Annotated in this window: 19 protein-coding genes; 7 read left to right on the top strand and 12 right to left on the bottom strand. The window is 37.2% G+C overall.

Annotation, left to right across the window (positions count from 1 at the left end; all coding sequences use genetic code 11):
- Positions 1-114: 114 nt before the first annotated feature.
- The 11 genes from BW946_RS09745 to BW946_RS09695 form a co-directional block, all read right to left on the bottom strand.
- Complete coding sequence (locus tag BW946_RS09745; protein WP_076595995.1) at positions 115-2,373, bottom strand: T9SS type B sorting domain-containing protein; 2,259 nt, start codon at positions 2,371-2,373, stop codon at positions 115-117.
- Between the two features lie 165 nt (positions 2,374-2,538).
- Positions 2,539-3,015, bottom strand: coding sequence for a ribonuclease HI (gene rnhA / locus BW946_RS09740; protein ID WP_076595994.1), 477 nt, complete (start codon positions 3,013-3,015; stop codon positions 2,539-2,541).
- Between the two features lie 58 nt (positions 3,016-3,073).
- Complete coding sequence (gene dnaB / locus BW946_RS09735; protein ID WP_076595993.1) at positions 3,074-4,660, bottom strand: replicative DNA helicase; 1,587 nt, start codon at positions 4,658-4,660, stop codon at positions 3,074-3,076.
- Positions 4,661-4,815: 155 nt separating this feature from the next.
- Positions 4,816-6,963 carry a T9SS type B sorting domain-containing protein gene (locus BW946_RS09730; RefSeq protein WP_076595992.1) on the bottom strand — a complete coding sequence of 716 codons (2,148 nt, stop codon included), beginning with the start codon at positions 6,961-6,963 and terminating at the stop codon, positions 4,816-4,818.
- A 102-nt stretch (positions 6,964-7,065) separates the two neighbouring features.
- Entirely contained in the window at positions 7,066-9,138 is a 2,073-nt protein-coding gene (locus BW946_RS09725; RefSeq protein ID WP_076595991.1) for a T9SS type B sorting domain-containing protein, read from the bottom strand.
- Positions 9,139-9,306: 168 nt separating this feature from the next.
- Positions 9,307-9,912: a tetratricopeptide repeat protein gene (locus BW946_RS09720; protein WP_136521184.1), complete on the bottom strand. Its 606-nt coding sequence runs from the start codon at positions 9,910-9,912 to the stop codon at positions 9,307-9,309.
- 303 nt (positions 9,913-10,215) lie between these two features.
- Positions 10,216-11,451 (bottom strand): MFS transporter, encoded by a 1,236-nt coding sequence (locus BW946_RS09715; RefSeq protein WP_076595989.1) that lies wholly within the window; start codon positions 11,449-11,451, stop codon positions 10,216-10,218.
- Positions 11,452-11,543: 92 nt separating this feature from the next.
- Positions 11,544-11,906: a hypothetical protein gene (locus tag BW946_RS09710; protein WP_076595988.1), complete on the bottom strand. Its 363-nt coding sequence runs from the start codon at positions 11,904-11,906 to the stop codon at positions 11,544-11,546.
- A gap of 69 nt (positions 11,907-11,975) precedes the next feature.
- Complete coding sequence (locus BW946_RS09705; RefSeq protein ID WP_076595987.1) at positions 11,976-13,475, bottom strand: GH3 auxin-responsive promoter family protein; 1,500 nt, start codon at positions 13,473-13,475, stop codon at positions 11,976-11,978.
- A gap of 135 nt (positions 13,476-13,610) precedes the next feature.
- A complete protein-coding gene (locus BW946_RS09700) occupies positions 13,611-13,907 on the bottom strand; it encodes a hypothetical protein (protein ID WP_076595986.1) in 297 nt (98 codons plus the stop codon).
- 181 nt (positions 13,908-14,088) lie between these two features.
- Positions 14,089-14,484, bottom strand: a complete 396-nt coding sequence (locus BW946_RS09695; RefSeq protein WP_047427317.1) for a hypothetical protein — start codon at positions 14,482-14,484, stop codon at positions 14,089-14,091.
- Positions 14,485-14,734: 250 nt separating this feature from the next.
- Between BW946_RS09695 and mfd the strand changes: the two genes are divergently transcribed.
- The 7 genes from mfd to pth all read left to right on the top strand — a co-directional run bounded on the left by mfd (position 14,735) and on the right by pth (position 23,589).
- The gene (gene mfd / locus BW946_RS09690) at positions 14,735-18,103 is read left to right on the top strand and encodes a transcription-repair coupling factor (RefSeq protein WP_076595985.1); all 3,369 of its coding nucleotides are present in this window, start codon (positions 14,735-14,737) and stop codon (positions 18,101-18,103) included.
- A 371-nt stretch (positions 18,104-18,474) separates the two neighbouring features.
- Positions 18,475-19,296 carry a hypothetical protein gene (locus tag BW946_RS09685; RefSeq protein ID WP_076595984.1) on the top strand — a complete coding sequence of 274 codons (822 nt, stop codon included), beginning with the start codon at positions 18,475-18,477 and terminating at the stop codon, positions 19,294-19,296.
- Positions 19,296-20,123 (top strand): hypothetical protein, encoded by an 828-nt coding sequence (locus BW946_RS09680; RefSeq protein WP_076595983.1) that lies wholly within the window; start codon positions 19,296-19,298, stop codon positions 20,121-20,123. Before BW946_RS09685 ends, BW946_RS09680 begins: the two co-directional genes overlap by 1 nt.
- 8 nt (positions 20,124-20,131) lie before the next feature.
- Positions 20,132-20,869 (top strand): hypothetical protein, encoded by a 738-nt coding sequence (locus BW946_RS09675; protein ID WP_076595982.1) that lies wholly within the window; start codon positions 20,132-20,134, stop codon positions 20,867-20,869.
- A gap of 152 nt (positions 20,870-21,021) precedes the next feature.
- A complete protein-coding gene (locus BW946_RS09670) occupies positions 21,022-21,897 on the top strand; it encodes a hypothetical protein (protein ID WP_076595981.1) in 876 nt (291 codons plus the stop codon).
- Positions 21,898-21,996: 99 nt separating this feature from the next.
- Positions 21,997-22,938, top strand: a complete 942-nt coding sequence (locus tag BW946_RS09665) for a hypothetical protein (protein WP_076595980.1) — start codon at positions 21,997-21,999, stop codon at positions 22,936-22,938.
- Between the two features lie 87 nt (positions 22,939-23,025).
- On the top strand, positions 23,026-23,589 hold the full coding sequence (gene pth / locus BW946_RS09660) for an aminoacyl-tRNA hydrolase (RefSeq protein ID WP_076595979.1): 564 nt from the start codon (positions 23,026-23,028) through the stop codon (positions 23,587-23,589).
- 91 nt (positions 23,590-23,680) lie between these two features.
- On the opposite strand, the gene BW946_RS09655 is transcribed toward pth, so the two are convergent.
- Positions 23,681-24,607: a hypothetical protein gene (locus BW946_RS09655; protein ID WP_076595978.1), complete on the bottom strand. Its 927-nt coding sequence runs from the start codon at positions 24,605-24,607 to the stop codon at positions 23,681-23,683.
- Between the last annotated feature and the right edge of the window lie 127 nt (positions 24,608-24,734).

Here is a 24,734-nt window from a genome sequence, read left to right as displayed (position 1 = left end):
TTTTGATGTTTAAATTATAGTGAGAAAGAAATATCTGGTCTCAATCTCTGATTGGGCAGATGCTGTTTTTAATACCGAAACTACCCCGAAAGAGGTAGTTTCTGATACTAAAATTTATTCTCTGTTTTTAACCAATACCCAGCCTGAGTATTTTGTTTCAGTATTGTCTTTATTGTTTTCGTTCCATGAAATGGTGTACCAGTACGTTCCTGTAAGAATTTTTTTACCGGAAGCAGTTCCGTCCCATGTGAAGTTTCTCATCTTTCCGGCTTCATACAATTTATTGCCATATCTGTCGTAGACGATGAATATCAGATTTTTCTTGTAAGCCAGCGCTGAATAATCAATGACATCATTTACATTATCCCCGTTTGGAGTGATGGCATTAATCAGATTAGGAACGGTGATCTGAACTTCAACAGGGGTACAGTTATAGAAATCTTTTACATATACTCTTACTTCTCCTCTTGCTAACCCTGTGAATATATTGCCTTGCTGCCAATTAACTCCGTCCACAGAGTATTGATATGGAGGCGTTCCTCCTGCTGCATTTACAGTAATAGTGTTGTTGTCAATATCAATGCTGGAGATCACAGGATTTGCAGAGGCTTTTACATTGACAGTCTGTGTAGTGATGCAGTTGCCGGTTTTCAGTTTTACCCAATAAGTGCCAACCCCTACATCTTTAATAGATGAGGTAGTTGCTCCTGTGCTCCATTCATAACCGTCAAATCCAGGTCCTGCATCCAAATCTGTTTTTTCTCCAATACAAATGGTTTTGTCTTTTAAAACAGAGGATGTTACAGGTGGTAATACCATAAGATTGATTTTAGCAATATTGAAGCATCCGTTAGCATCCGTTACTTTTGCATACACTACAGTACTTGTGGATAAATACTGAAGTGGATTCATGATTTCATTGATGCCGTCTAATGCATTAGCGATGGATGTGTAGTATTTTTTGGCTGTGCCGGTTCCTAAAGTAGTAACATCTGCGGTTGTCAAATTAAAAATAGCACTTGTGATATTATTTTCAATAAAACATGATCTTAGAGTGGCTTCCTTCACAGGAGTGTCGGGATAGAATGCCAATGTAATTTTTGCTGAACCTGTACATCCCTGAGGAGTGGTTACTTTTACATAAACAATTCCGGGGGCAGATATGTAATTGTTAGGATTCTGAATCTCATTCGTATCTGCATTGAGGTCTGCTAACGTTTTATAATATTTTTTACTAACCCCAGGAACATTTGTGACAGCTGCTGTATTCAGGTTGAAGGCTGCTGTTCCGGCTTTATTATTATTGCATACAGTAATCGTTTTATCTTCTGCTTTGAAAGGAGCAAGATCCAGTAAAATTTTACCATCCGGGTTATCGCAGAGCAATCCTGCATTATCTTTAATAACAACTGTTACTGTTGAGTTAGCGTTAAACTGATAATTGGCGGGATTAGCAATAGGTGTAGAGCTTCCGAATGGATAATAAGTAAAGGTATAATTGGAAGGGTTGTTTACAAATTGCGAATTGAAAGTAGTAAGGTTTACAGATCCGTATCCTGTAGCAGGATTAGGGCAGAATGACTGTGTTGCTGAATTCTGCAAAATAGGAACTTTATCCGTATAAATTTTTACATTTTTAATGGAATGTCTTGATCTTGCTCCCCCTGTAGACGCTGAAAAGCCAAAATAGCCTACAGTCATTGCGGCAGCTGTGCCTGAAGGTGCAAAAGACTGATTACAAATTACATTACCGTCTATTGTTATTTTTATAATCCAGCTGGTGGGAGCTGCAGGGTCTACCTGTGCTGTTACTTCCACATGTTTAAAAGTTGTTCCCTGAAAAGGTTGTGTAGTATTCAGATCCGGTGAATGGAAAGAACTTCCGGGTATATTGAAGAATTCAACGTTGTTGGTGTCAGTGGTGTTTTGAACCTGGCCGTAAGCAACATGAACTTTACTCATGGTAGCTGTTGTGGTATTATTGTAAGTATCAAGCCCTACAACAAGCCCTACTGCATTCTGAGAAACACCAAGGCCGGAACCTAATACGCTGGCAACAGGTGGATTGGCAAGATACCAGAAGGCAATTCCATCTCCGTTGGAGGTTTGGTTGGAATCCATTCTGAAATCAAATTCTACTCTCCATTTGTCGCAATATTTTAGATTGATAGGATCATTCAGCCTTATGGAACCGGATTGGTTGTTGGTGTCCGGGGTCAGCTGAATAAAATCTGTATTTACCTGAGTAGGTGAAACCATTGTCCATCCAGTAGTGTTCACTGGATTTCCGATAAGCTGATAAGTCTGGGAAAAGGACTTCCCGGCTATACAGAGTAAAAAAACAGATAAATACAATAATAGATTTTTATTCATTTATAATGGGACTTAGATTAATATGTAAAGATATTAAATCCCAATTAAATAATATGTATTTAATGTTAATTTTGCTTAAATTTTAATAATATTTTAAAAAAATGCTGCTTATTGTGATATAATGGTGAATATTATAGTAGCTAATACGTATTTGCATTAATTAAATTAAAATAAGGAATTGTTATCCAAACCCTCAAAATACGTATCAATTTCAAGATCCGGAGAGCTGGCTGCTGCAACGGCTAATTTGTCACAAAGCTCGTTTTCAAAGTGCCCGGCATGACCTTTTACCCAATGCATTGTTGGGTTGTGTTTGTTGTAGAGTTCAATGAATTTTTTCCAGAGATCAGGGTTCTTTACATTTTTCCATCCTCTTTTGATCCATCCCGCAATCCAGTTTTGGTTAATGGCATCGGATACGTATTTACTGTCGGTATACACATGGATGTCATTTTCTGTAGATTTCAGTTTTTCCAATGCGGTGATAACAGCCAGAAGTTCCATTCTGTTGTTGGTTGTTTTTCTAAAACCTTTGGAAAATGTTTTCTGATAATTTTTTTCAGGAACGCGCATAAGAATTCCATATCCGCCTTTTCCGGGGTTTCCGCTGCAAGCTCCGTCCGTATAAATTTCGATTCTCAAATCTGCTTTTTAAAAATTGATGTATTGACCGTACAATTAAACTGAATTGATTCTTTACCTAAAAAGGAAAGTCATCGTCATCATCAAAGTCATTCATTGATGAACCGGAAAGTTTTGAGCTGTCCGGAAGGTCAAATGCTGCTCCTGGCTGAATTGTTGTCTTGATCTTGTCAAAGCCACTTGGTTCTCCGAAGTTGGAAGGATATCCGCCTCCGGCACCACCATCAAATGCAGCTTCAATATCACCGAATTTTGCAAAATGTTTTAAGAATGATAATCGGACATCTGCCGTAGCACCATTTCTGTGTTTTGCAATAATCAGTTCGGCCTGGTTTTCTGTAGAAGTTTCCTGGCCTTCCTCATCATTATCCCAAACGGTAATTTTATAATACTCCGGTCTGAAAATGAAAGATACAATATCCGCATCCTGCTCAATTGCTCCGGATTCTCTCAGATCTGAAAGCTGAGGTCTTTTTCCGGGACGGGCTTCCACACTTCTTGAAAGCTGGGAAAGAGCAATTACCGGTACGTTAAGTTCTTTTGCAATCGCTTTTAACGAACGTGAAATCATGGAAATTTCCTGTTCACGATTTCCAACGCCTTTTCCACCGCCGCCGGCTGTCATCAGCTGAAGGTAGTCAACCATGATAAGTCTTACGCCGTGCTGCATTACCAGTCTTCGGCATTTGGCACGGAAGTCGAATATGGAAAGGGAAGGGGTTTCGTCAATATATAAAGGAGCATTTTCCAGTTCAGATACATTGGAAAATAGTCTCTGCCATTCTTCATCGTCCAGAGTTCCTTTTCTTAGTTTCTCTGAGGAAATTCTTGTTTCAGAAGCAATCATTCTGGTGATTAGCTGTACTGATGCCATCTCGAGAGAGAATAAAGCCATAGGGATTTTGTGGCCTACTGCAATATTTCTTGCCATGGAAAGAAGGAAGGCTGTTTTACCCATCGCCGGACGGGCTGCAATAATAATGAGGTCAGAATTCTGCCATCCACCCGTTTCCTTATCTACATCTCTGAATCCTGAAGGAACTCCGGAAAGTCCCTGTTTGTCTTTTAAAGATTTAATTGTATCAATGGCTTGTTTTACCAATGAGTTAGCGGTATCGAATCCTTTTTTGATTGTTCCGTTGGTAATCTCGAAGAAAGACTGTTCCGCCTTATCCAGAAGTTCGAAAACATCTGTTGATTCTTTGTAGGAAGAATCAATAACATTAGCAGAAACATTAATAAGGCTTCTTAAAATGTATTTTTCAAGAATAACACGTACGTGATATTCGATATGGGCAGATGAACTTACTCCCATGGTAAGATCAATAATGTAATGATCGCCACCTGCCTGGCTCAGTTTGTCTTCTTTTTTTAACTCCTGAATAATCGTCATTAAGTCTACCGGGTGGTTGCCTTCATACAATTTCAGGATAGTAGAAAAGATGACCTGATGTCTGGGATCATAAAATACCTCCGGGGTAAGAAGGTCAATGGAGTGGTCAAGACCTTTTTTGTCAATCAAAAAAGTTCCGATAACCAGTCTTTCAAAATCCACTGCATTGGGAGGCATTTTTCCATCCGCAATAGACAATTCTTTTGCAAAGTTTCCGTGTGTCAGGGATGATAATGTTTCTTTCTGCGCCATGGTGCAAAGATAGTTTATTTAAAAAAAAATAAAAAAATAGTATTCAACAAATTATTAGCAGTCTTTCGTAAAATGCTGTAAACAGGAGGTTGCTATTGTTGATAAAAAAAATCACCTCAGTCTGAGGTGATTTTTCAACAAGATGAAGTAAAAACTTATTCTTTATTCTTTACCAATACCCATCCTGAATATTTGGTTTCGGTACTGTTTTTATTGTTTTCGTTCCAGGAGATCGTGTACCAGTAAGTTCCGGTTGGAATTTTCTTGCCAAAAGCGGTTCCGTCCCAAGAGAAGTTATTGAATTTCTTCGCTTCATGAAGTTTGTTTCCATACCTGTCATATACAATGAAGATAAGGTTTTTCTTGTAGGCTAATGCAGAATAGTCAATAACATCATTTACGTTATCTCCGTTCGGAGTAATGGCGTTGATAAGATTAGGAACTGTCACGGTTACCTGGATAGGCGTACAGTTGTAAGTGTCTTTTACATATATTGTATTTTCTCCTCGGGGAAGGCCTGTGAAAACGTTGGAATCCTGCCAGTTAACACCGTCTACAGAAAATTTGTAAGGAGGAACGCCTCCTGTAGCTGTTACGGTGATATTGTTATTGGTAATTTCAATTCCTGAAACTACTGGCTGAAGGCTTGCGTGTACACGTACTTCCTGAAGTGTGAAACATTTTCCGGTCTGAAGTTTTACCCAATAAACCCCAACTCCTACGTTGCTGATAGATTGTGTTGTTTCGCCAGTGCTCCATTCATAACTTACAAATCCAGGTCCTGCATCCAAAGTTGTTTTGGCTTCAGCACAAATTGTTTTGTCTTTTAATACTGCTGATTTTACAGGAGGTAATACTATAAGCTCTATTTTGGCAATAGAATAACACTGTTTGTCATTATCTACTCTTGCATATACTGTTTTGCTTTCCGAAAGATAATTGAATGCTGCTGTTATAGGATTGGTCTGTGCTTTAGCATCCGCTACCGTTGTGTAATACTTAATAATAGTTCCGGTGGGTGTGGGAACAGCTACACCAATATCTGCTTTGGAAAGATCAAATGTTGAACGCATAACATCGTTGTCGATATAGCAGTTTTGGAGTACAGCATCTTTTAGCACAACAGTTGGATAGAATAATAGTCTGATGGTAGTAGTTGCAATACATCCGAAAGAAGAAATTACTTTTACATAGATTGTAGATTCGGCAGAAACATAGTTGGCGGGATCTGTAATTTCATTAATATCCGCATTCATATCCGCCGTCGTTGCATAATATTTAATCGTTGCTCCGGTTCCTCCAAATACATTGGCTGTTGTTAAATTATACTTTGCAGTACCAGCTCCGTTGTTGTTACAGGAGTATAGAGTTGCCGAATTGGCGGAGATCCCCACATTGATAAACTTGAATTTACCTGTTATAAAGCATCCATTGATAGGGTTGTTCGGATTGCTGGAATCCTGGTATACAATTCTGTAATAATATGTTGTGGTTCCGTCTACAGTAGTTACTGTAAGAGGGTTCTGTCCTGTAAGAGCATCGTTGGTGGTTTTGTGATAAGTAACCTTGAAGTTCGGGCTGTTACCATTAATAATAGCTGCAGATAATGTTGTAAAATCAAACTGGGTAGGCAGCGCACAAACCATTACCTGATTAGGGTCATTAGGTGTAGCTCCCGGAATACCCGGCGCGATAAATGGGTTGGGGGAAAGAACGGGATCGTTAAATGCAGAACTTAAGCTTGCAGTTCCTGACCATTCTAAAGAAAAACCATTAACGGATCTACTGAAATTGTCAATAACCAGATAATAGGTCTGTCCCATTAATACATCCATGTAAGGACTCCATTTTCCATTGTTCATACTGGATGTAACACCGGGAGGATTGGTAGGAAATACTGCGGGCGGAGCAAGAGTAAGATCCAGACCTGTATCTCCTGCAGTACCACTATAGTTACATCTTATAGGCTGTATGAAAACGTGATCCGCATTCTGTAAGGAAGCACAGCCGTTTGCCGTTGGTCCGTAAACTGCAAAATCATAGTCATCACCCTGATCGTTTGGTTTTATTTTAAATGCCAGCGTTCCTGGTGTGGATACAGTGAAAGTATACCAAACTGTATATCTTTCATTGGTGCTGAGGCATCCTCCGTTTTGGTTAAGAATCTCTATAATATTCCCCGGGCCTGAAGGGGTGTATGAAATGTCAGAATTACCACAGATGGGAATTGCTGTGACACAGTCTGACTGTGAAAAGACCATTTGTGTTATCAATAAAATAAAAAGAAGTAATATTTTTTTCATTGTTAAATCTTTTTTTGTTAAACAAACTTGAAATCAATAAATTTTTATCATTCTTTGTAAAAGAAAAAGCCGCCAAAGCGGCTTTTTATATTATAAGGTGTTTTATTCTCTGTTTTTTACAACAATCCATCCTGAAAACTTGAAAGGAGTGTTCTTCTTGTCATTTTCGTTCCATGTTACAGAATACCAGTAAGTACCTGTAGGAATATTCTTGCCGGCAATTCTACCATCCCATTTGTAACCGTTGGATTTATCTCCCTGGTGGATTTTTGTTCCGTATCTGTCAAAGATACTTAAAATAAGGTTCTGTTTATCTGCCATAGCAGAATAATCTACTACATCATTCACGCCATCTCCGTTGGGAGTAATCATATTGATAAGGTTAGGAACTACTACGTTCACTTCAATAGGTTCGCAGTCATAAGCATCTTTTACATACACTTTGTAAGTTCCTCTTGCTACATTGGAGAATACATTAGACGGCTGCCATAAAATTTTATCCATAGAATACTGATAATCCGGAGTTCCTCCAATAACATTGATTGTTAATGTAGTGTTGTTAATATCGATGTTTGTTACTACCGGCTGTTCAGAAGGATAAACTGTTACCTTTTGAGTGGCAACACATTCTCCTGTTTTTAATTTTACCCAGTAAATACCTACACCTACATCTTTGATAGACTGTGTTGTAGCTCCTGTGCTCCATTCATAGCTTTTGAATCCGGGTCCCGCATCTAAAGTTGTAGTGTCTTCTATACAGATAATTTTGTCTTTCAATACATTAGATGTTACCGGGGCAATTACTGTTAAACCAATTTTCACTACTACATAACATCCTCTGGTGTCAGATACTCTTACGTATACCAAACCGCTTGGTGCAATATAATTAGCGTTTAAAATTTCATTGGTTCCATCAATTGCATCGGTCAGTGAAGGGAAGTATTTTTTAGTAATACCTGCCTGTGGAGTGATTACAGCAGCATTATCAAGGTTGAATAAAGCTGTGGAAGGATTTGCCTCAATAAAGCATGATCTTAATTCTGCATCTTTTGCAATGATTTGCGGGTAGAACTTAAGGGTAATTTCTGCAATATCACTACATCCGAAAACAGAGGTTACCTTTGCATATATTTTACCTTCTGCAGAAACAAACTGATAGATGTTGGTAATCTCATTAATTGAGTTATTCAGATCGTATAAAGTATGATAATATTTTTTAGTCGCGGTTGGATCAGCAAAAACAGCGGCAGTTGTTAGATCATAAGTTGCGGTACCTGCATTGTTATTATTACAGCTTGTTAGCGTTACATTGGTAGCCTTGATGGTGCCATCTTTAAATTTAAATTTACCGGTCTGTCTGCATTTATTAACAGGGCTGTTCGGGTTAGTAGGATCAGTATAATTGATGCTATAGAAATAAACGCCAACAGGAGTAACAGTTTGAGGGCCAACAAGAGGGTTGTTACCGGTTAAGGCATCATTTTGACTGGTGTGGTAGCTGATGCTGAAATTAGGGTTACCATTAAGAATTCCTGCTGATAACGATGCGAAATCAAAAGTCGCCGGATTTGAACATACCACTACTTCTCTTGGGTCGGTAGGATTAGCTCCTGGAATTCCCGGTGGAACGAATGGATAAGGCTGAATATTCGGATCAGTGAACGGAGATGATAAAGTAGCTGTACCACCCCATGATAATTTGAATCCGTTAGCTGTCTCTCTGTGGTTGTTTACAATAATATAGTAAGTCTGTCCAGGCAATACGTCAAGATATTTTACCCATTTGTCCCCTGTAGCGTCCTCACTAAGATCTGTAGCGGTCATATTAAGACCAGTGTTTCCACTTTGTCCGGAATATGAACAACGTATTGGAGCTCCCAGGTTTCCGCAAGATTTGTTTGGTCCGTATACTCCAAAGTCATAATCATCTCCCTGGTCGTTAGGGATGATTTCAAAGGTAAGAGTTCCACCTGTAGCAACGGTAAAAGAATACCATACGGAGAACTTTTCGTCAGAAGTTAAACATCCGCCGAGGTCTTCCGCAATGTCTCCATGGCCGTTGGGAGTATAGGATATATCAGTGTTGCCGCACACCGCCATTGCAGTGCCGCAATCTGATTGAGCAAATAAAATATGTGAAAATATGATTAAGAAAACAAGTAATGTTTTTTTCATGAGAATTAATTTTAAAAACAAATAGTAAAAGTGTTTAGTTACAAAAAATGCTGTTTTTTATCTGATATAAAGTAATGTTTCTCTAAACATTCGATGGATTTTTAAGTCTTTCATATCAAAAAAACTGATCGTCCCGATTTGATCAGGAGATCATGCATATTCTTACTGTTAATTTGTTCCGATCAGCTGTCTTCCCCAATTAGGTGAAGCGGATGAGGGGTCTGATGTTTCAAATTCTTTGGCCGCTTTTTTATAGAACTTTATAGCCTCCGTCTTGTTTCCTTGTTTTTCAGCTATTTCAGCCTTTAAAAAAGAAAGTCTGGGATTGTTCTTTAAAGTAGTTTCCGCTTTGGCCATAAAGCCTGTAGCTGTTTTTAATTCCTTTTGAGGGTCTGCAGCTGTTTTTATTCTTATTTTCTGAAAATGAATAAGAGCAAGGAGAATATTTACCTCCCCATTATTCTTTTCAGAAGCAAGGGCCTGCATGGCCAGTTTTCTTGCAGATTCATTAGGCTCTCCAAGAGGACTGTTCGGGCTGTTCTTTAAAAGGAAATTGGTCTTAAGATACAATGTTGCTGCAGCGTAGTAATTAGCCTGCCATTTTTCTGAAGTTTTAGCTTCTGAAAACTTAGAAAAAAGCATATTGTAGTCGTTTTCTGTTGTAGCATTATTGAGCTGCAAAACAGATTGTTGTAGGGTTTGATCTGAAAAAAATTGAGCATTTATCAGAGAACCTGTCATGAGAAAGCTCAAAATTAGTAAAAGTTTAGTCATAGGGGGATATTTTATGAAGCAAATATAAAAAATTATTAACGTTAAATTAAAGATTTTGAGATATATTTAACGAAAGTAATGTGTTGGTTTTAAATATTGTATTTTATTGTTTGGGTTAGATTATATGGAGATCGTAAAGATATTGGTGGTTTTGATAAATATTTGAGATTGAATTCTTTTATAAATTTTTAAAAAACAGGTATAAAATAAAAATCAGAATAGAAAACGTTCTATTCTGATTTTAAGTATTTCGGATTCTTGTTTTTTTGACGTCAGATTTTAAATGGTCTGATAAACAATAAATTAATATTGCATCTTTCTCAATTTAGGATTGGTACTTCCCACCAGCAGGGCAATTAAAACAGTCATACAGCCGCCAAATACCACAGAGCGCACAACACCAAGTAATTTGGCCATAAGTCCACTTTCAAACTGTCCCATTTCATTGCTGGACATGATGAAAATTGAATTCACACTCAGAACACGACCTCTGATGTGATCCGGTGTTTTTAACTGTACAATGGTACCTCGGATAACCACAGAAATTCCATCCAGCATTCCGCTCATCACCAGGAACATAAAAGACAGCCAATATAATTTTGATAAACCGAATCCAATGATACATAGCCCGAATCCTGTAACAACAGCAAGAAGTATTTTTCCCTGATTTTTTCGGAGAGGAACAATAGATAAAATAGTAATAATACACATGGAACCAATATCCGAAGCTGCATTCAGTAAGCCGAAACCTTCAGCTCCTGAATTCAGAATGTCTGTTGCAAATACGGGGATCATAGCTACTGCTCCGCCAAAAAGTACGGCAAACATATCAAGACATAAAGCACCCAGAATCTCCTTGGTTTTAAAAATATAAGAAATTCCTTCGCGCATGCTTTCTGCTACATTTACTGTTTCCTTTTTGTATTCTGAATACTGTTTGTGAAGCTGCCAGAAAAATAATGAAGCAACCAATATGAGTGCTAAAATAGCAACCAGTGTCCATTTTACACCGATAAACCCAATAAGAACACCCCCAATAGCATGTCCGCAAACAGAAGAAATCAGGAAAGTGGCCTGGTTAAGGGTTACGGCATTGGGAAGATTCTCTTTCTTTACGATTTTAGGTATCATGGAAGGAACAATGGGACCGATAAAGGCTCTTGCTATCCCGGTGAAAAAGATAACCCCATAAATATAATAGGTAATCTGATGACCTGTAAAGTGCATTTCCACATCCAGGAATGCAGGAATCAGCAGAAGTCCGATCAGAAAAATATAGGCATAATTACAAATAAGAAGCAGTCTCTTTTTTTCATTCATATCAATAACATGTCCGGCATACAGCGCACAGCTTACAGCAGGAATCACCTCTGAAAGTCCGATAAGGCCTATTGAAAAAGGATCTTTTGTTAATTGATACACCCACCATCCTAATAAAGTAGCGAGCATTCGGAAGGCTAAAACAATAAAAAATCTCCCGCTAAGAAGATTTCTGAACTCAACATTTTGTAATGTTTGTAACGGGGTAAAGGAAATCATGAACAAAAATAGCCCTAAAAATTTATTTAGGGCTATTCATATGACAATTTTTGAAAGATATATTAAATAAGTCTCAAAAGATAAAATCTATTTTAGTCAGCTCTGGAAGAACTTAATACGATGGCAGCAACACCTGCTGCTCCGATAATGGTAGCACCTGCCGCAATTCTTGCTTTTCTTCTGTCTTTTACGGCAGCTACATTTGCTTTAGGAATAATCACTTCTGTACTGTCTTTTTTACCGGCTGTACCTACAAGATTTTCGCCAACAACGTTTCTGAATAAGATCGTCTGCTTCGGAGAGCCGTCTCTCATTGTAACTTTGTATATTTTTCCGGCTTCAAGATTAGAGTAATTATTTTTTGAAATATCTTCGCTGTATTTTGTAGTAGCACAAGATGTAATAACAAATAAAGATGTTAGTAAAGATGATTTCAACAGTACAGATGCTTTCATTATTTTCTTTTAGTTTTTCAAATTTATAATTTTTTTTGAATATACGTTTTTGGAATTGAAAAAATATGATTAAAATTTATAAATTTCCAATAGATCTGCAATCTTTCTGTCATTAGCCAATCTTGGGGTCTTATTTTGCCCCCCTAATTTTCCCTGGGATTTTGCATATTCATGAAAGGCATTTTTTTTAAGTCTGGTGATTTGCAGTTTTTGTAAAATATTTCCCGAAATCAAATCATCATAGTAAGTATTCTTTGCCCGAAGCTGCAGATCCAGTTCATCGCTGAAAGTTTCGAAGTTTTCAGGTTCTTTTTCAAATTCTATCAGCCATTCGTGATAGGGAAGTCCTTCAGCCGGATTCACCTGCGGAGCGAGATGGAATTCCGTAATCTGTGCAGGATGTTTTTCAAGCGCAGCTTTCATTGCTTCTTCCACTTCAATAGCAATCACATGCTCACCAAATGCAGAGGTAAAATGTTTGGTTCTCCCGCTCACCAAAACCCTGTATGGATCTTTACTGATAAATCTTACAACATCTCCTATAGAATAAGCCCACAATCCGGAATTGGTCGTAAGAATCAATGCATAATCTTTATGAAGCTCAATTTCTTTTAACGTCAATCTTCTTGCTTCAGGCTTGCCATATTCTTCCAAAGGAATAAATTCATAGAAAATTCCGTGATTGGTTAAAAGGAGTAATCCTTCCTTTGTATAATCATCCTGAAAAGCAAAAAAACCTTCAGAAGCGGGAAAAGTTTGAACGATGTCTACCTTACCTCCCAATAACTCTTCCATTTTATCGCGATAAGGTTCATAGTTGACACCTCCTGTTACAATAAGCTGAAGATTTGGGAAAAGCTGTTTGATCTTTTTACCGTGTTTTTCTGTTAACTTTTCAAAATACATGATCAGCCATGGTGGAATTCCTGAGATGAGTGTCATGTTTTCATGTTCCGTTTCCTCTATGATTTTGTCTACTTTCGCTTCCCAGTCTTCCATAATATTGGTTTTCCAGCTTGGCAGACGGTTTTTCTGAAGGTAGTTAGGAATATGATGCGCTACAATACCGGACAGTCTTCCTGTTTTTATTCCAAATACTTCTTCCAGTTCCGGGCTGCCCTGAAGGAAAATCATTTTTCCATTCACAAAATCAGCGTTATTCTTTTTGCTGATATAATGAAATAATGCACTTTGGGCGCCGGCAATCTGAAATGGCATTCCTTCTTTGGAAATCGGAATGTACTTAGATCCGGAAGTCGTTCCCGAAGTTTTGGCAAAATATTCCGGAGTTTCCGTCCATAAAATATTGGACTGTCCCTTTTTTACCCTTTCAATGTAAGGTTTCAGATCTTCATAATCGGCTACAGGAACTCTGTCCTGAAAATCCTTTACAGAATGAATGTTTTCAAAATCATGTTCCCGTCCAAAAAGTGTTTTTTGAGCTGTATTCACCAGAGAAATTAATAAGTCTTCCTGGTTTTTTTCAGCATTTTTTTTGAAATCCTCCGCTTTCTGAACATGTCTCTTTGCCCAAATCAGCGCTGCATTTTTCTTGAAGAAGTTTAACATGGGTCAAATTTATAAATAAGTAAAGAATCTTGAATCATTTTTTACGAAGCTTCACATAAAAAAACCGATGGAACGTGTTCCACCGGTTTTTCGAAATTTGATTATGAAAATAACAACTATATGTTAATGTTATGCTTATTTATTTTCTTTGTACCTTTTATCAGGAGTACCGTCTTTTTTCAGGTGTTTGTTTTCTTTATATCTCTTATCCGGAGTGCCGTCTTTTTTCATTTTGGCAGCCGGTTGTGCAGGCTTCACTGCTTTTGCATCCATTGCAGGTTTTGCAGCTTTCACTTCAGCTGGTTTCGCAGCTTTTGCTGTAGTTGCTTTTACAGGCGGATGTGCAGTAGCACCTGTAGCGGGAGCAGTCTGCTGAGCAGTGGCAAGTCCTAATCCCAGGATCAAAGACATTGCAGATAAGAATTTTTTCATAAGAATTATTGTTTGTTTTTTGTTAAATAAAGATATACAAAAAGCAGGCTACAAAAACAGTATTTTCAAACTTAACTAAAGTTTATTACATCTTAAAAAAAAATTAAAACACTTCATTTACAATGAAAAAGCCCGTCTCCATTTCCGGAAACAGGCTTGCATAATATATAAATAGACATGGCTAGCGCGTACAGTTGGCTGTCCACGTTTTGCCATCTTTGACATACAGGATTTTTAGAACATTATTGTCAATTCTGATATAAGAGGTTGCTGTAGAACCAATCATCACCAGAGTATGATCTCCTTCCTGATTAAACTCTATTCCGTTAAGATCCGGAATGCTGTTGGAGAAAGCGAAATTATATTTGGTGCCGCTGGCGATCTTCGTTACAAATACACTTCCATTGTCTGTGCTGATATTGGTAGAGCCTCCATCATTATAAGAGACTTTTCCTTTGTAGGTTCCGGCGAAAAATTCATTGTTGACAGGGTCGTCATCTTTGCTGCACGACGAAAAAGATAATGCTGTGAATAATAACAGCATCATAACTCCTAAGATTTTAATTGCTTTTTTCATAATACTATTCTTAATGTTTGGTTAGGCTGGAAATCCCAAACACTATGCCATGGGGAGGAAGTTGATTTTTTTTAACAGGTTATTAGATAAAATTGTAAAAAATTAAGATTTATGAAGCTAAGTCCTTCATTTTAAACCTTCGGTCTTTCTGTTTTTCTGAGGAAGAGAAAAAATATCCGTACCTTTGTATACCATCAACGGTTTCGGAAAACTCCCGAAATCGCTTTTTTCGTTTATACCATTACTATTTATGCAGTTAAAATCCATCAATGAAAAGTTCCTTCCAGACCTTATGCAGAAAGAGTTTGGGAAAGAAATTTTTACTCAGTTAGAAAACAGTCAGCATATTGCCGTAAAAGGAAGTGCGGGATCTTCAGTTTCTATTTTTGTGGCAGAGCTTTTTTTGGCTCAGAAGAAGAATATTCTTTATCTGGTAGATGATAAGGAAGATGCCTTGTATGTCAATACTGAGATGGAAGATCTTTTGGGCAAGGATAAGGTGCTGTATTTTCCGGCAACCCATCTTGAACCTTATCAGGTAGAAAAGACTCAGAATGCCAATCTGGTTTTAAGGACTGAGGTTCTTAATAAAATCAATTCCGGGAGATCTCCGAAAGTTATTGTGGCTTACGCCGGAGCTTTATCTGAAAAGGTTTTGAAAAAGGAAGATTTTAAAGCAATTTCCCATCATATTAAAGTAGGAGACCAGCTGGATTTTGATTTTGTGGATGAACTGCTTAATCATTATCATTTCCAGCAGGCTGATTTTGTTTCTGAACCGGGAGAGTTTTCTATGAGAGGAGGAATTGTGGATGTGTTTTCCTATTCACATGAAAAACCGTACAGAATTACGTTCTTCGGTAATGAAGTGGAAAGTATCAAAACCTTTGATATCGAAACGCAGCTTTCGGTAGATAAAGTAAAGGATTTCCAGTTGGTTTCCAATATGAACTTTTCAGTAACGGGAACCAGGGTTTCTCTGTTGCAGCTATTGCCTACGGAAAGTTTTGTGGTTTCTAAAAACGGAATGGTAGGAATGCAGAAGATCCGGACGTTCTATGAAAGATCTTTGGAAAAATATGATACATTAAGTAAAGACATTGCCCACAGGACTCCGCAGGAGCTTTTTATTTCTGATCAGGAGTTTCTGTTTGACTATAAAAAATTCAAAACAATTGATTTTGGAGGAATGATCATTGAAGGACTGAAAGAAGTTGCTGAAGTAAAAATGGAGCAGCTTCCACAGCCTTCTTTTCATAAAAACTTCGAATTGTTGATTGAAGATATCGAAGAAAAACAGAACAGCGGATTTGATACCTGGATTTCCTTTTCAACAGAAAAACAGAAAGAAAGGCTGGAATCCATCTTTGAAGAGCTTCAACATGAGCTTCCATTTAAAAGTTTTAAGTCTGAACTTCATGAAGGATTTGTAGATAACGGACACAAGTTACTGGTTTACACGGATCATCAGATATTTGACCGTTACCAGAGATATAAAGCTAAAAATACCTTTGCAAAATCTGAACAACTCACCCTGAAAGACCTGATGTCTCTGAAAATAGGAGACTATATTGCCCATATTGATCATGGAATCGGGAAGTTTATGGGATTGGTGAAAGTGAATAATGACGGAAAAATCCAGGAATGTTTCAAACTTACCTATAAAAATGGAGATTTATTATATGTAAGCATTCACTCTCTGCATAAAATATCGAAATACAATGGACCGGATGGAAGAGAAATTGTTCTGAGTAAACTTGGATCTCCAACATGGAAATCTTTAAAACAGAAGACAAAAGCGAAGGTTAAGCAGATTGCTTTTGACCTGATTCAACTGTATGCCCAGAGGAAAACGGCTAAAGGCTTTGCTTTTACTCCGGATTCCTACCTGCAGAACGAGCTGGAAGCCAGCTTTATTTATGAAGATACGCCGGATCAGGAAAAGGCTACCGTAGATGTGAAGAAAGATATGGAAGCTGATACGGTGATGGACAGGCTTGTCTGTGGTGACGTAGGTTTCGGTAAAACGGAAGTTGCGATCAGAGCTGCATTTAAAGCCGCTACAGATGGTAAGCAGGTTGCAGTATTGGTTCCAACCACTATTCTTGCCTTTCAGCATTACAGAAGTTTTAAAGAAAGACTTAAAGATTTTCCGGTGAATGTTGCGTATGTAAACCGATTCAGAACGGCTAAGCAGAAATCAGAGACTTTAGAGGCTTTAAAGAACGGAAAAGTAGATATCATTATAGGAACACATCAGTTGGTAAGCAGTTCAGTAAAATTTAAAGATCTTGGATTGCTGATTATTGATGAAGAACATAAATTCGGGGTTTCAGTAAAAGATAAACTGAAAACTTTGAAAAATAATGTGGATACACTTACCCTTACAGCGACTCCTATTCCGAGGACTTTACAGTTCTCATTAATGGCTGCAAGGGATTTATCCGTTATCAAAACACCGCCGCCAAACAGACAGCCTGTAGATACGCAATTAATAGGATTCAATGAAGAAACCCTTCGCGATGCTGTTTCTTATGAGCTTCAGAGAGATGGTCAGGTATACTTTATCAATAACAGAATTGAAAATCTGAAAGATATCGCAGGACTTATCCAGAGGCTGGTTCCTGATGCGAGAGTGATTACAGGGCATGGGCAAATGGAAGGGAAGCAGCTTGAAAAGAATGTTCTGGATTTTATGGAAGGGAAATATGATGTTCTTGTGTCCACTACCATTGTAGAAAGTGGAGTAGATGTTCCGAATGCCAATACTATTTTTATCAATGATGCACAAAGGTTTGGTATGGCGGATCTGCATCAGATGAGAGGAAGGGTAGGACGTAGTAACAGGAAAGCATTCTGTTATCTGATTACTCCACCTTATGATATGATGACTTCGGATGCCAGAAAACGGCTGGAAGCTATTGAACAGTTTTCAGATCTGGGAAGCGGTTTCCAGATTGCGATGAAAGACCTGGAAATCCGAGGTGCAGGAGATCTTCTGGGTGCTGAGCAGAGTGGGTTCATCAATGAGATGGGGTTTGAAACCTATCAGAAACTAATGCAGGAAGCACTGGAAGAACTAAAAGATGATGCAGATTTTGAAAACCTTTTTGAAAATGAAGAAGACAGGCAGAAGCTTTTTAAATCTGTTAAGGATGTCAATATTGATACTGATTTGGAATTAATGCTGCCGGACTCCTATATTTCCAATACAGAAGAAAGGTTGCTGCTCTATCAGAAAATTGCTGAAATTACTAATGAAGCAGGCCTTCATCAGTTTGAACTGGAACTGATTGACCGTTTTGGGGCACTGCCTAAAGAAGCTGTCAATCTCTTGAAGAGTGTTTCATTGAAGTGGCTTGCTGCTGACATCGGTTTTGAAAAGATAGTCATGAAAAACGGCGTATTTTTAGGGTACTTCCCGGGAAATCCTCAGGATAAGTTTTATCAGACAGATAGATTCCGGCATATTATTAGTTATCTGACCCGGAATCCAGCCGAAGCCCAGCTTAAAGAAAAATCAGGAAAAGAAGGTAATCAGTTGATGATGAGGAAAGAAAGAGTTAAAAATGTAGATGAAGTTAATCTATTGTTGAAAGCAATCAATAATCATGATTAAATTTTTGTTTCATTTATTGCAAGCAGCATTATAAAAATTACTAAAACGCATCAAAAACTTGATTTTTTATGCGTTTTTTTGTGATTATTATCATATTTTTCTTTTATAGTATTCCCGTTAAAGAGAATTAAGCCTGTTTTCGAGGGCTTGTAATCACTTTGTAATGATAAAAAAAATCTTGTAAAACCCCATATAGCAAGGGATTGAGGTGTGAGTTCCTTTTTTTAATACATGAAAAGTAGAGTTATGTAGAAATAATTCTACTTTTGTGTGTGAATAATTCTATCTTCTAATGTGTTTATTTCTATAGGCTTATAGATTGGTGACTGAAATTTTTTCGACTTCGTTATGTAACTTTGCAGTCATTAATTATGAAAACAATTATACATTGCTGCGTAGCTGGATTTCTTTCATTCTACGCCAACGCTCAGGTGGGGATAGGTACTGCAAAGCCCAAATCTGTTCTTGATGTGAACGGAAAAACCACCTTAAGAAAAGAACTTAGAGTAGGCGGTACATCAACTCAGGCTGGAAATGCCGGGTTAAACGGCCATGTTTTGGTTTCTCAGGGCGAAGGATTGCCGCCTGTGTGGAAATCTTTGAATGTTTCCTTTATGGAAGAGGGACAGTATAAGTTGATTAATTCTTATCTGTCATCAGATCAAACAGGTATTATATCACTTACCGCTGGTGTTGCCGGTGACGGTGTCTACACAAACCAAGTTGGAGATAATATTACTGATGTTACTAAAGGAAATTGGAAAAAGATAGACGGACTTGACAATACTTTTACCATCAAAAACGGAAAAAACAGACTTACCTATCAGTTCCAGACAGGAATTGAAATGAAAGCATCCTCATCTACTGCCGTACAAAGCGTACGATTTGCTTGTGGTGTTTTCAGAAACGGAGCATTGGTAGCGGTACGCCCGGATAGAATTGCTTCTAATAATAATAGTGGGAAAGCTGGCCTTCAGGACTATATCTTTACTCTTAATTATACAGAACAGAACGTCCCTGTAGGGGTTCACAATATTGAAATCGCGTGCAGAAAGATTGATACTTCAAGTTCTACTTCACAATTTGCTATCGGACGAAATGTAGAGTCTTCAAATGGCGCTTCCAGTGCATTTACGCTGGAATCTACCATGAAAATGGATGTTATAGAATACGTGAGCTATAAAAACAACTAATGATGAAAAAACTAATATCAACGCTGCTTCTTAGCATAAGCATTTTTGCAACGGCTCAGGTGGGAATAAAAACAGATACCCCAAACGCAAAACTTGATGTAAACGGAGATGTGAATTTCAGAAATAAAATTGCGGTCCTTAATGCTGCTGATAACTCAATATTTCAAGGAAACAATGATCAGATTCTTGTTTCTCAGGGTGAAGGCTTTCCTCCAATCTGGAAATCATTGCGTATTCCTGAATATGAACCCAATAAATTTTACCTGATCTATAACAACTCTTTTTCAGATAAAGTAGGAGTCACCTTTTCTTCTTCAGAAAACTCTTCAGTAAGCATGACTTCAAGAGGCGGAACCTTTACGAAGGGAAAGGACTATAGTACACTTACCAATTTTAAGAAAATAGACGGCCTTTCACAAACCATTACTGTTTTCAGTACTCAAAGCAAGGCTTACTTCCAGTTTGAAACTGTTGTACAGGCTGATTTTATGGCAGCAGGAAGTACAGATAACTCCATAGATTATGCATGTGGTATCTTTGTGGATAATAAGCTGGTGAACCTGAGACAGAGAAATCTAAAGGCAATTACTACTTCATATCCTTTTCTTACTCATACCCAGATCGGGATTGTAGAAAATCTTTCCCAGGGAAATCATACCGTTAGCGTTGCCTGTACGAGATTAGGATCTTATGGTGCTTCAGGAGCCGGAAATATCCTTTCTATAGGAACTAATGTGTATAGTAATATCAATAGTTTTATTTCACAATCTTCTCTTAAAGTAGACGTATATGAAGTTCCTGAAGTGTTTAATACGATTATAAATTAAAACGGATTATGAAAAAAATATTATTTGTAACTTCGCTTTTATCAGCTGCTGCAGCAAATGCTCAAGTGGGTATAAATACTCCTAATCCGACTAATATGCTGGATGTGAACGGAGATCTCAATATCAGAAAAGAATTAAGAACAGGAGGTACTGATGTCCTAAAAGGATCTGCCGGAACAGCAGGTGATATATTTCACAATAATACAGATTTAGGTGTAAATGACTGGAAATCAATTAAAATTGCAGATGGGCAGGGAAGTATGTCTGTGTTTTCCATTAATACCGTTTCAGACAAAACCGGAGTTAGTTTTACCGGTAGCAGCGGGGCTACCAATCCCTATAATGATGGGGAAGCCCTTACTGGAGGCTGGACAGTAATTCCTGGAACTGTGGATACATTTTCCGTGACCAATGGCACAAATAAGGCTACATTCTCATTTCAGACAACTGTTCAGAAAACGGGAACGAATTCTGCAAGTTTTGCCTGTGGTGTTTTTGTTGATAATGCCCTTAGAGCAGTAAGAACAGATGTATTATTGGGGGATAGTGGTGCTTATAAGATTTTTAATCTTAATGCAACCCTTACCAATCTTACTCCTAAAAACCAGTATTCTGTTAAAGTAGCCTGTATAAAAAGAGCCATTGCAGGAACAACCCTGGGAATAGGAAAAGCGGTTGATACTAATTTCCTCAACAGCGATATGTCACAGTCTGTTTTGACAACATCCATATTGCAACCTTATTAATTTTCATAATAATACAATAATCATAAATCTAAAAACGTTATGTTTTTAGATTTTTTTTGTTTATTAACTCTATTTCTTGTGAATTTATTCAGATAAAGTAAAGTGTATTATCGAAAATTGAATTATATTTGGACAAGCTAAAAAAATTCTATATGGTAAAAAACTATTTTTTTAAAATGTTTGCCGGTATTGCTTTTCTTGGGCTGCTGACAGCATGTAATACTACCTCAGATCCTACGGAATCTATCCCGAATCCGGATGACGGACCTCCTCCTAAAAAGATTTTAGCAAAGGTTACTGCCAATAATGTTTCCCAGGAAGAATATGTTACAACAGCTGTAACCGGAGATCTGCAGACTGCAGTGTCTAAAGATGAGTCTTTTGCCGGAAGTGCTTATTATACGGCAACGGTAACATACACGGATAAAAATATCACTAAAATTAAATATGTAAGTTCAGCAGCATCCAGCCTCACTTATGAATTTAATATTGTTCCGGATGCTACAGGTAAAAAGATTTATAATGCTACTTCTACAGCTACGGGAGCAACGCCGTCAGTTTCTGTTGTAAGCGATTATGCATTTACCTATGATCCGGTTACCAACAGGCTTACCAAAATTCTTGAGAAAAGAAAAGAAGGAGGAATAAGCGCTTATAACAGATTTATTAATTATTCTTTTGTGTATACGGGAGAAAATATAATTCAGGTCGTTTGTTCCAAAGGTCTGCTGGATATCAACGGAAACCCGAATATGAGTACGGCAGTAATAAGTAAGTATAGTTTCCAGAACTACGATACTCAGAAAAGCCCGTATTCTACATTGCCATCAGTATATTTCATCACCCGAAGTCTGATCAATCCGGCTCAGTTCTATAAAACATCTCCGAATAATCCCACTTCTATGTTCATAGAATTACCATCACCGGCTACTCCTGTTAATACTGCTCAAAGTTATTCTTATGATAATCAAGGGTATGTGGTGTTTGAGAAAAACCAGAATTTAACTTTTACCTATAAAAATTTATAGAAGAAATATAGTTATTAATCTTAGCAGAATATAAATAATAATACAATTTTTAGGCAAAAAAAAATTATATTTGTCAAAAAAATAATCAATTACAAGGAAATGAAGCAAATTTTCTATTTTATTTTACTAATCGCAGGTTTCTCCTCAGTACATTCCTGCAAGGACATGCTGGATGAGGATGGAAATCCTTTGTTGGATCTCAACAACACAGGAGGATTAAGCGGTCCCAGAGCATTATACAGAGAAATTACAGATAAAGATACGATCGCAGAATATCGCTACAGCGGACTTCTTGTGACTAAAGTAATCACAGACAGTGCTTCTATCACTGATATTATGTACAGTGGTGATAAAATCAGCCAGATTAATTTCAACGGTTTCCTGGATCTTGACGGAAACGGAAAGCTGGATAAAGACAGTGTATCCTACACTCAATTGTTCAATTATACGAATAATAATAAGCTTCAGAAAATTTCTGAAAACCGTTCAATCTTCAGAAGAACTCCGCCTTTAATACCAGGAGATCCTCCGGGACCGCAGACTTTGTTGAGAAAAGAGAAAACATCTTATGAAACATACTACAGCAATTCTACCGGTAAATTGGATTCAATCATTATGAGAAATGGGGCTGATGCTCCCGGAACACAGTTTGTCTTCACTGATTACTCAAGAACAGCTTATTCTTATGTTGGGGATAATGTATCTAAAGTTTTAAGATACTACGGTAAAATAATTGGTACTTCTGGGAATAACTTTGGTGCTGTTACCGGAAAATATAGCTACGAATACTATGCATATGATGAGCAGGTAAGCCCATTCACATTGTTACCGCATGTATATAAAATTTCAAGATTATTATCTACGGTAATCAATGATAAAGAAAGTCTTATCTTGTCTCCAAACAACCCTAAGAGATGGTCGGTAACAGATCTTACACCGCCAATTCCGACACCGATAGTGAAGAGTACCAATTACGTTTATGATCCTCAGACTTACATGACAAAAGGATATGGCGTTAATTACATCTATAAACCACAATAGAAGAATTTTTTTAACAATATTCACACTCAATCTTTCCTAAGATTGAGTTTTTTATTTTTTATACCTTAATTTTGCAAAAAATTTCTGATGAAATATTTAATTGTCGGGCTTGGTAACAAAGGCTCTGAATATGAAAATACACGACATAATATAGGATTTAAAGTAGCTGAGAAAATAGCGGAAACCCTTGAAGTATCATTCAATACCTCCAATTTTGGCTGGATGGCAGAAGGAAAGCATAAAGGAAGAAAAGTCTTTGTTCTGAAACCGGATACCTACATGAACCTTTCCGGTAATGCAGTGAAATACTGGATGCAGAAAGAAAATATTCCCTTGGAAAATGTTCTGATTGTTACTGATGATCTTGCTCTTCCTTTCGGGACTTTAAGATTGAAAGGGAAAGGTTCAGATGCTGGTCATAACGGACTTAAAAATATTAATGAAGTATTGCAGACTCAAAATTATGCAAGGCTTCGCTTCGGAATCTCCGCAGATTTTGCTGCCGGACGACAGGTAGATTATGTATTAGGAACCTGGAATGAAGAAGAAGCTGAAAAGCTTACCGAAAGAATTGAAACCTCTGCTAAGGCCAGTCTTTCTTTCGTTTTTGCAGGATTGAATAATACAATGTCTGCATTTAACGGGAAATAATTTCTGAAGTAAAAAAGAACTGAAATTACAAAATATTTTATAAAATTGAATGGCTGCCTTATTTTTAAGGCAGTCATTTATTTATCTGCTTCTAAAATTTTTCTGCTGGTTTGATAACTAATTGATTATCCTTCCTAATAAACAATATCCATATCCATGGAATACATGATAATATAAAAGATACAATAATATTCCGCATAAATATTTCATTAGCTGCAGGGTTTGTTTGAAATTCTGATATTGCTTCAGTAATGGAGAACCCCCCTTTTACCAATAAAGCGATTACGGTAATAATATTAGCCACAAATATGCTGATAATGCTCGTGAAGAAAATGATAGATCTTGTCAGTTTGCCACGAAATCCGTTGAAATAATCATAGCCTAAAAACCCAAGAAGGGCAGTAACAAATGCCATTCCTGAGGAAATCCCTCCTAAATATACTGCAAGTAAGACCCAAAGTATAATGGCAGGAATTGAAAAAATGACGGCACCTAAAAATCCTGTCAGATAGTTTTTCTCTTTTGATACTCTTTCCTTTTCAATTTCATAGAATTTATTATCCATCTGTTTAAAACAATCATCACAAAGAAGTATACCAGTATGGTTAAGGTCGTAATAATTGATTCTTTGAAGCTTTTCACAACTATGACATTTGTTTTGCTCCGGGATGTTTAGCTTTTTTAATAAATCAGCCAAAAAGTCAAACAGAGCATAAACAGTCCTGATTTTAGTCGGCATTATATTTTCAGTAAATTTAAAATAAATACTATTTTCTCGGACTTCGAAGAGGGTGAACTTTAACCGTTTTCTATTGTTGGTCAGTTCTGTTTTAATTTTTAGTCTTTGTTCCTCCGTTAAATTGCCGGTTGTTACTGAAACAGACTTGTATTGAGGAGTGTGTATTATACTTGCATCTGAAACGTTGAAAAAATAGCCTTTGTAAAGCCCGAATATGCCATCGCCTGTTTTATACCAGCCAAGATCTCTGGCTATTTTTTTTGTTTTTGGAAAAATCATGTAATTGGGTTTTCAAGTTATTTAAAGATGCCAAATTATAATTATTTTTCAAAAAATAAAACCCTGTCTCCTTGAATTGGGATATATTGTTGATTTTGCCAGTACAATATGTTTTATGGTTAACTAT

Origin of the sequence: Chryseobacterium sp. RU33C (assembly GCF_900156015.1) — a bacterium.
In the GTDB taxonomy this organism is placed as follows: domain Bacteria; phylum Bacteroidota; class Bacteroidia; order Flavobacteriales; family Weeksellaceae; genus Chryseobacterium; species Chryseobacterium candidae.
This window is presented reverse-complemented; position numbering and strand designations above follow the sequence as displayed.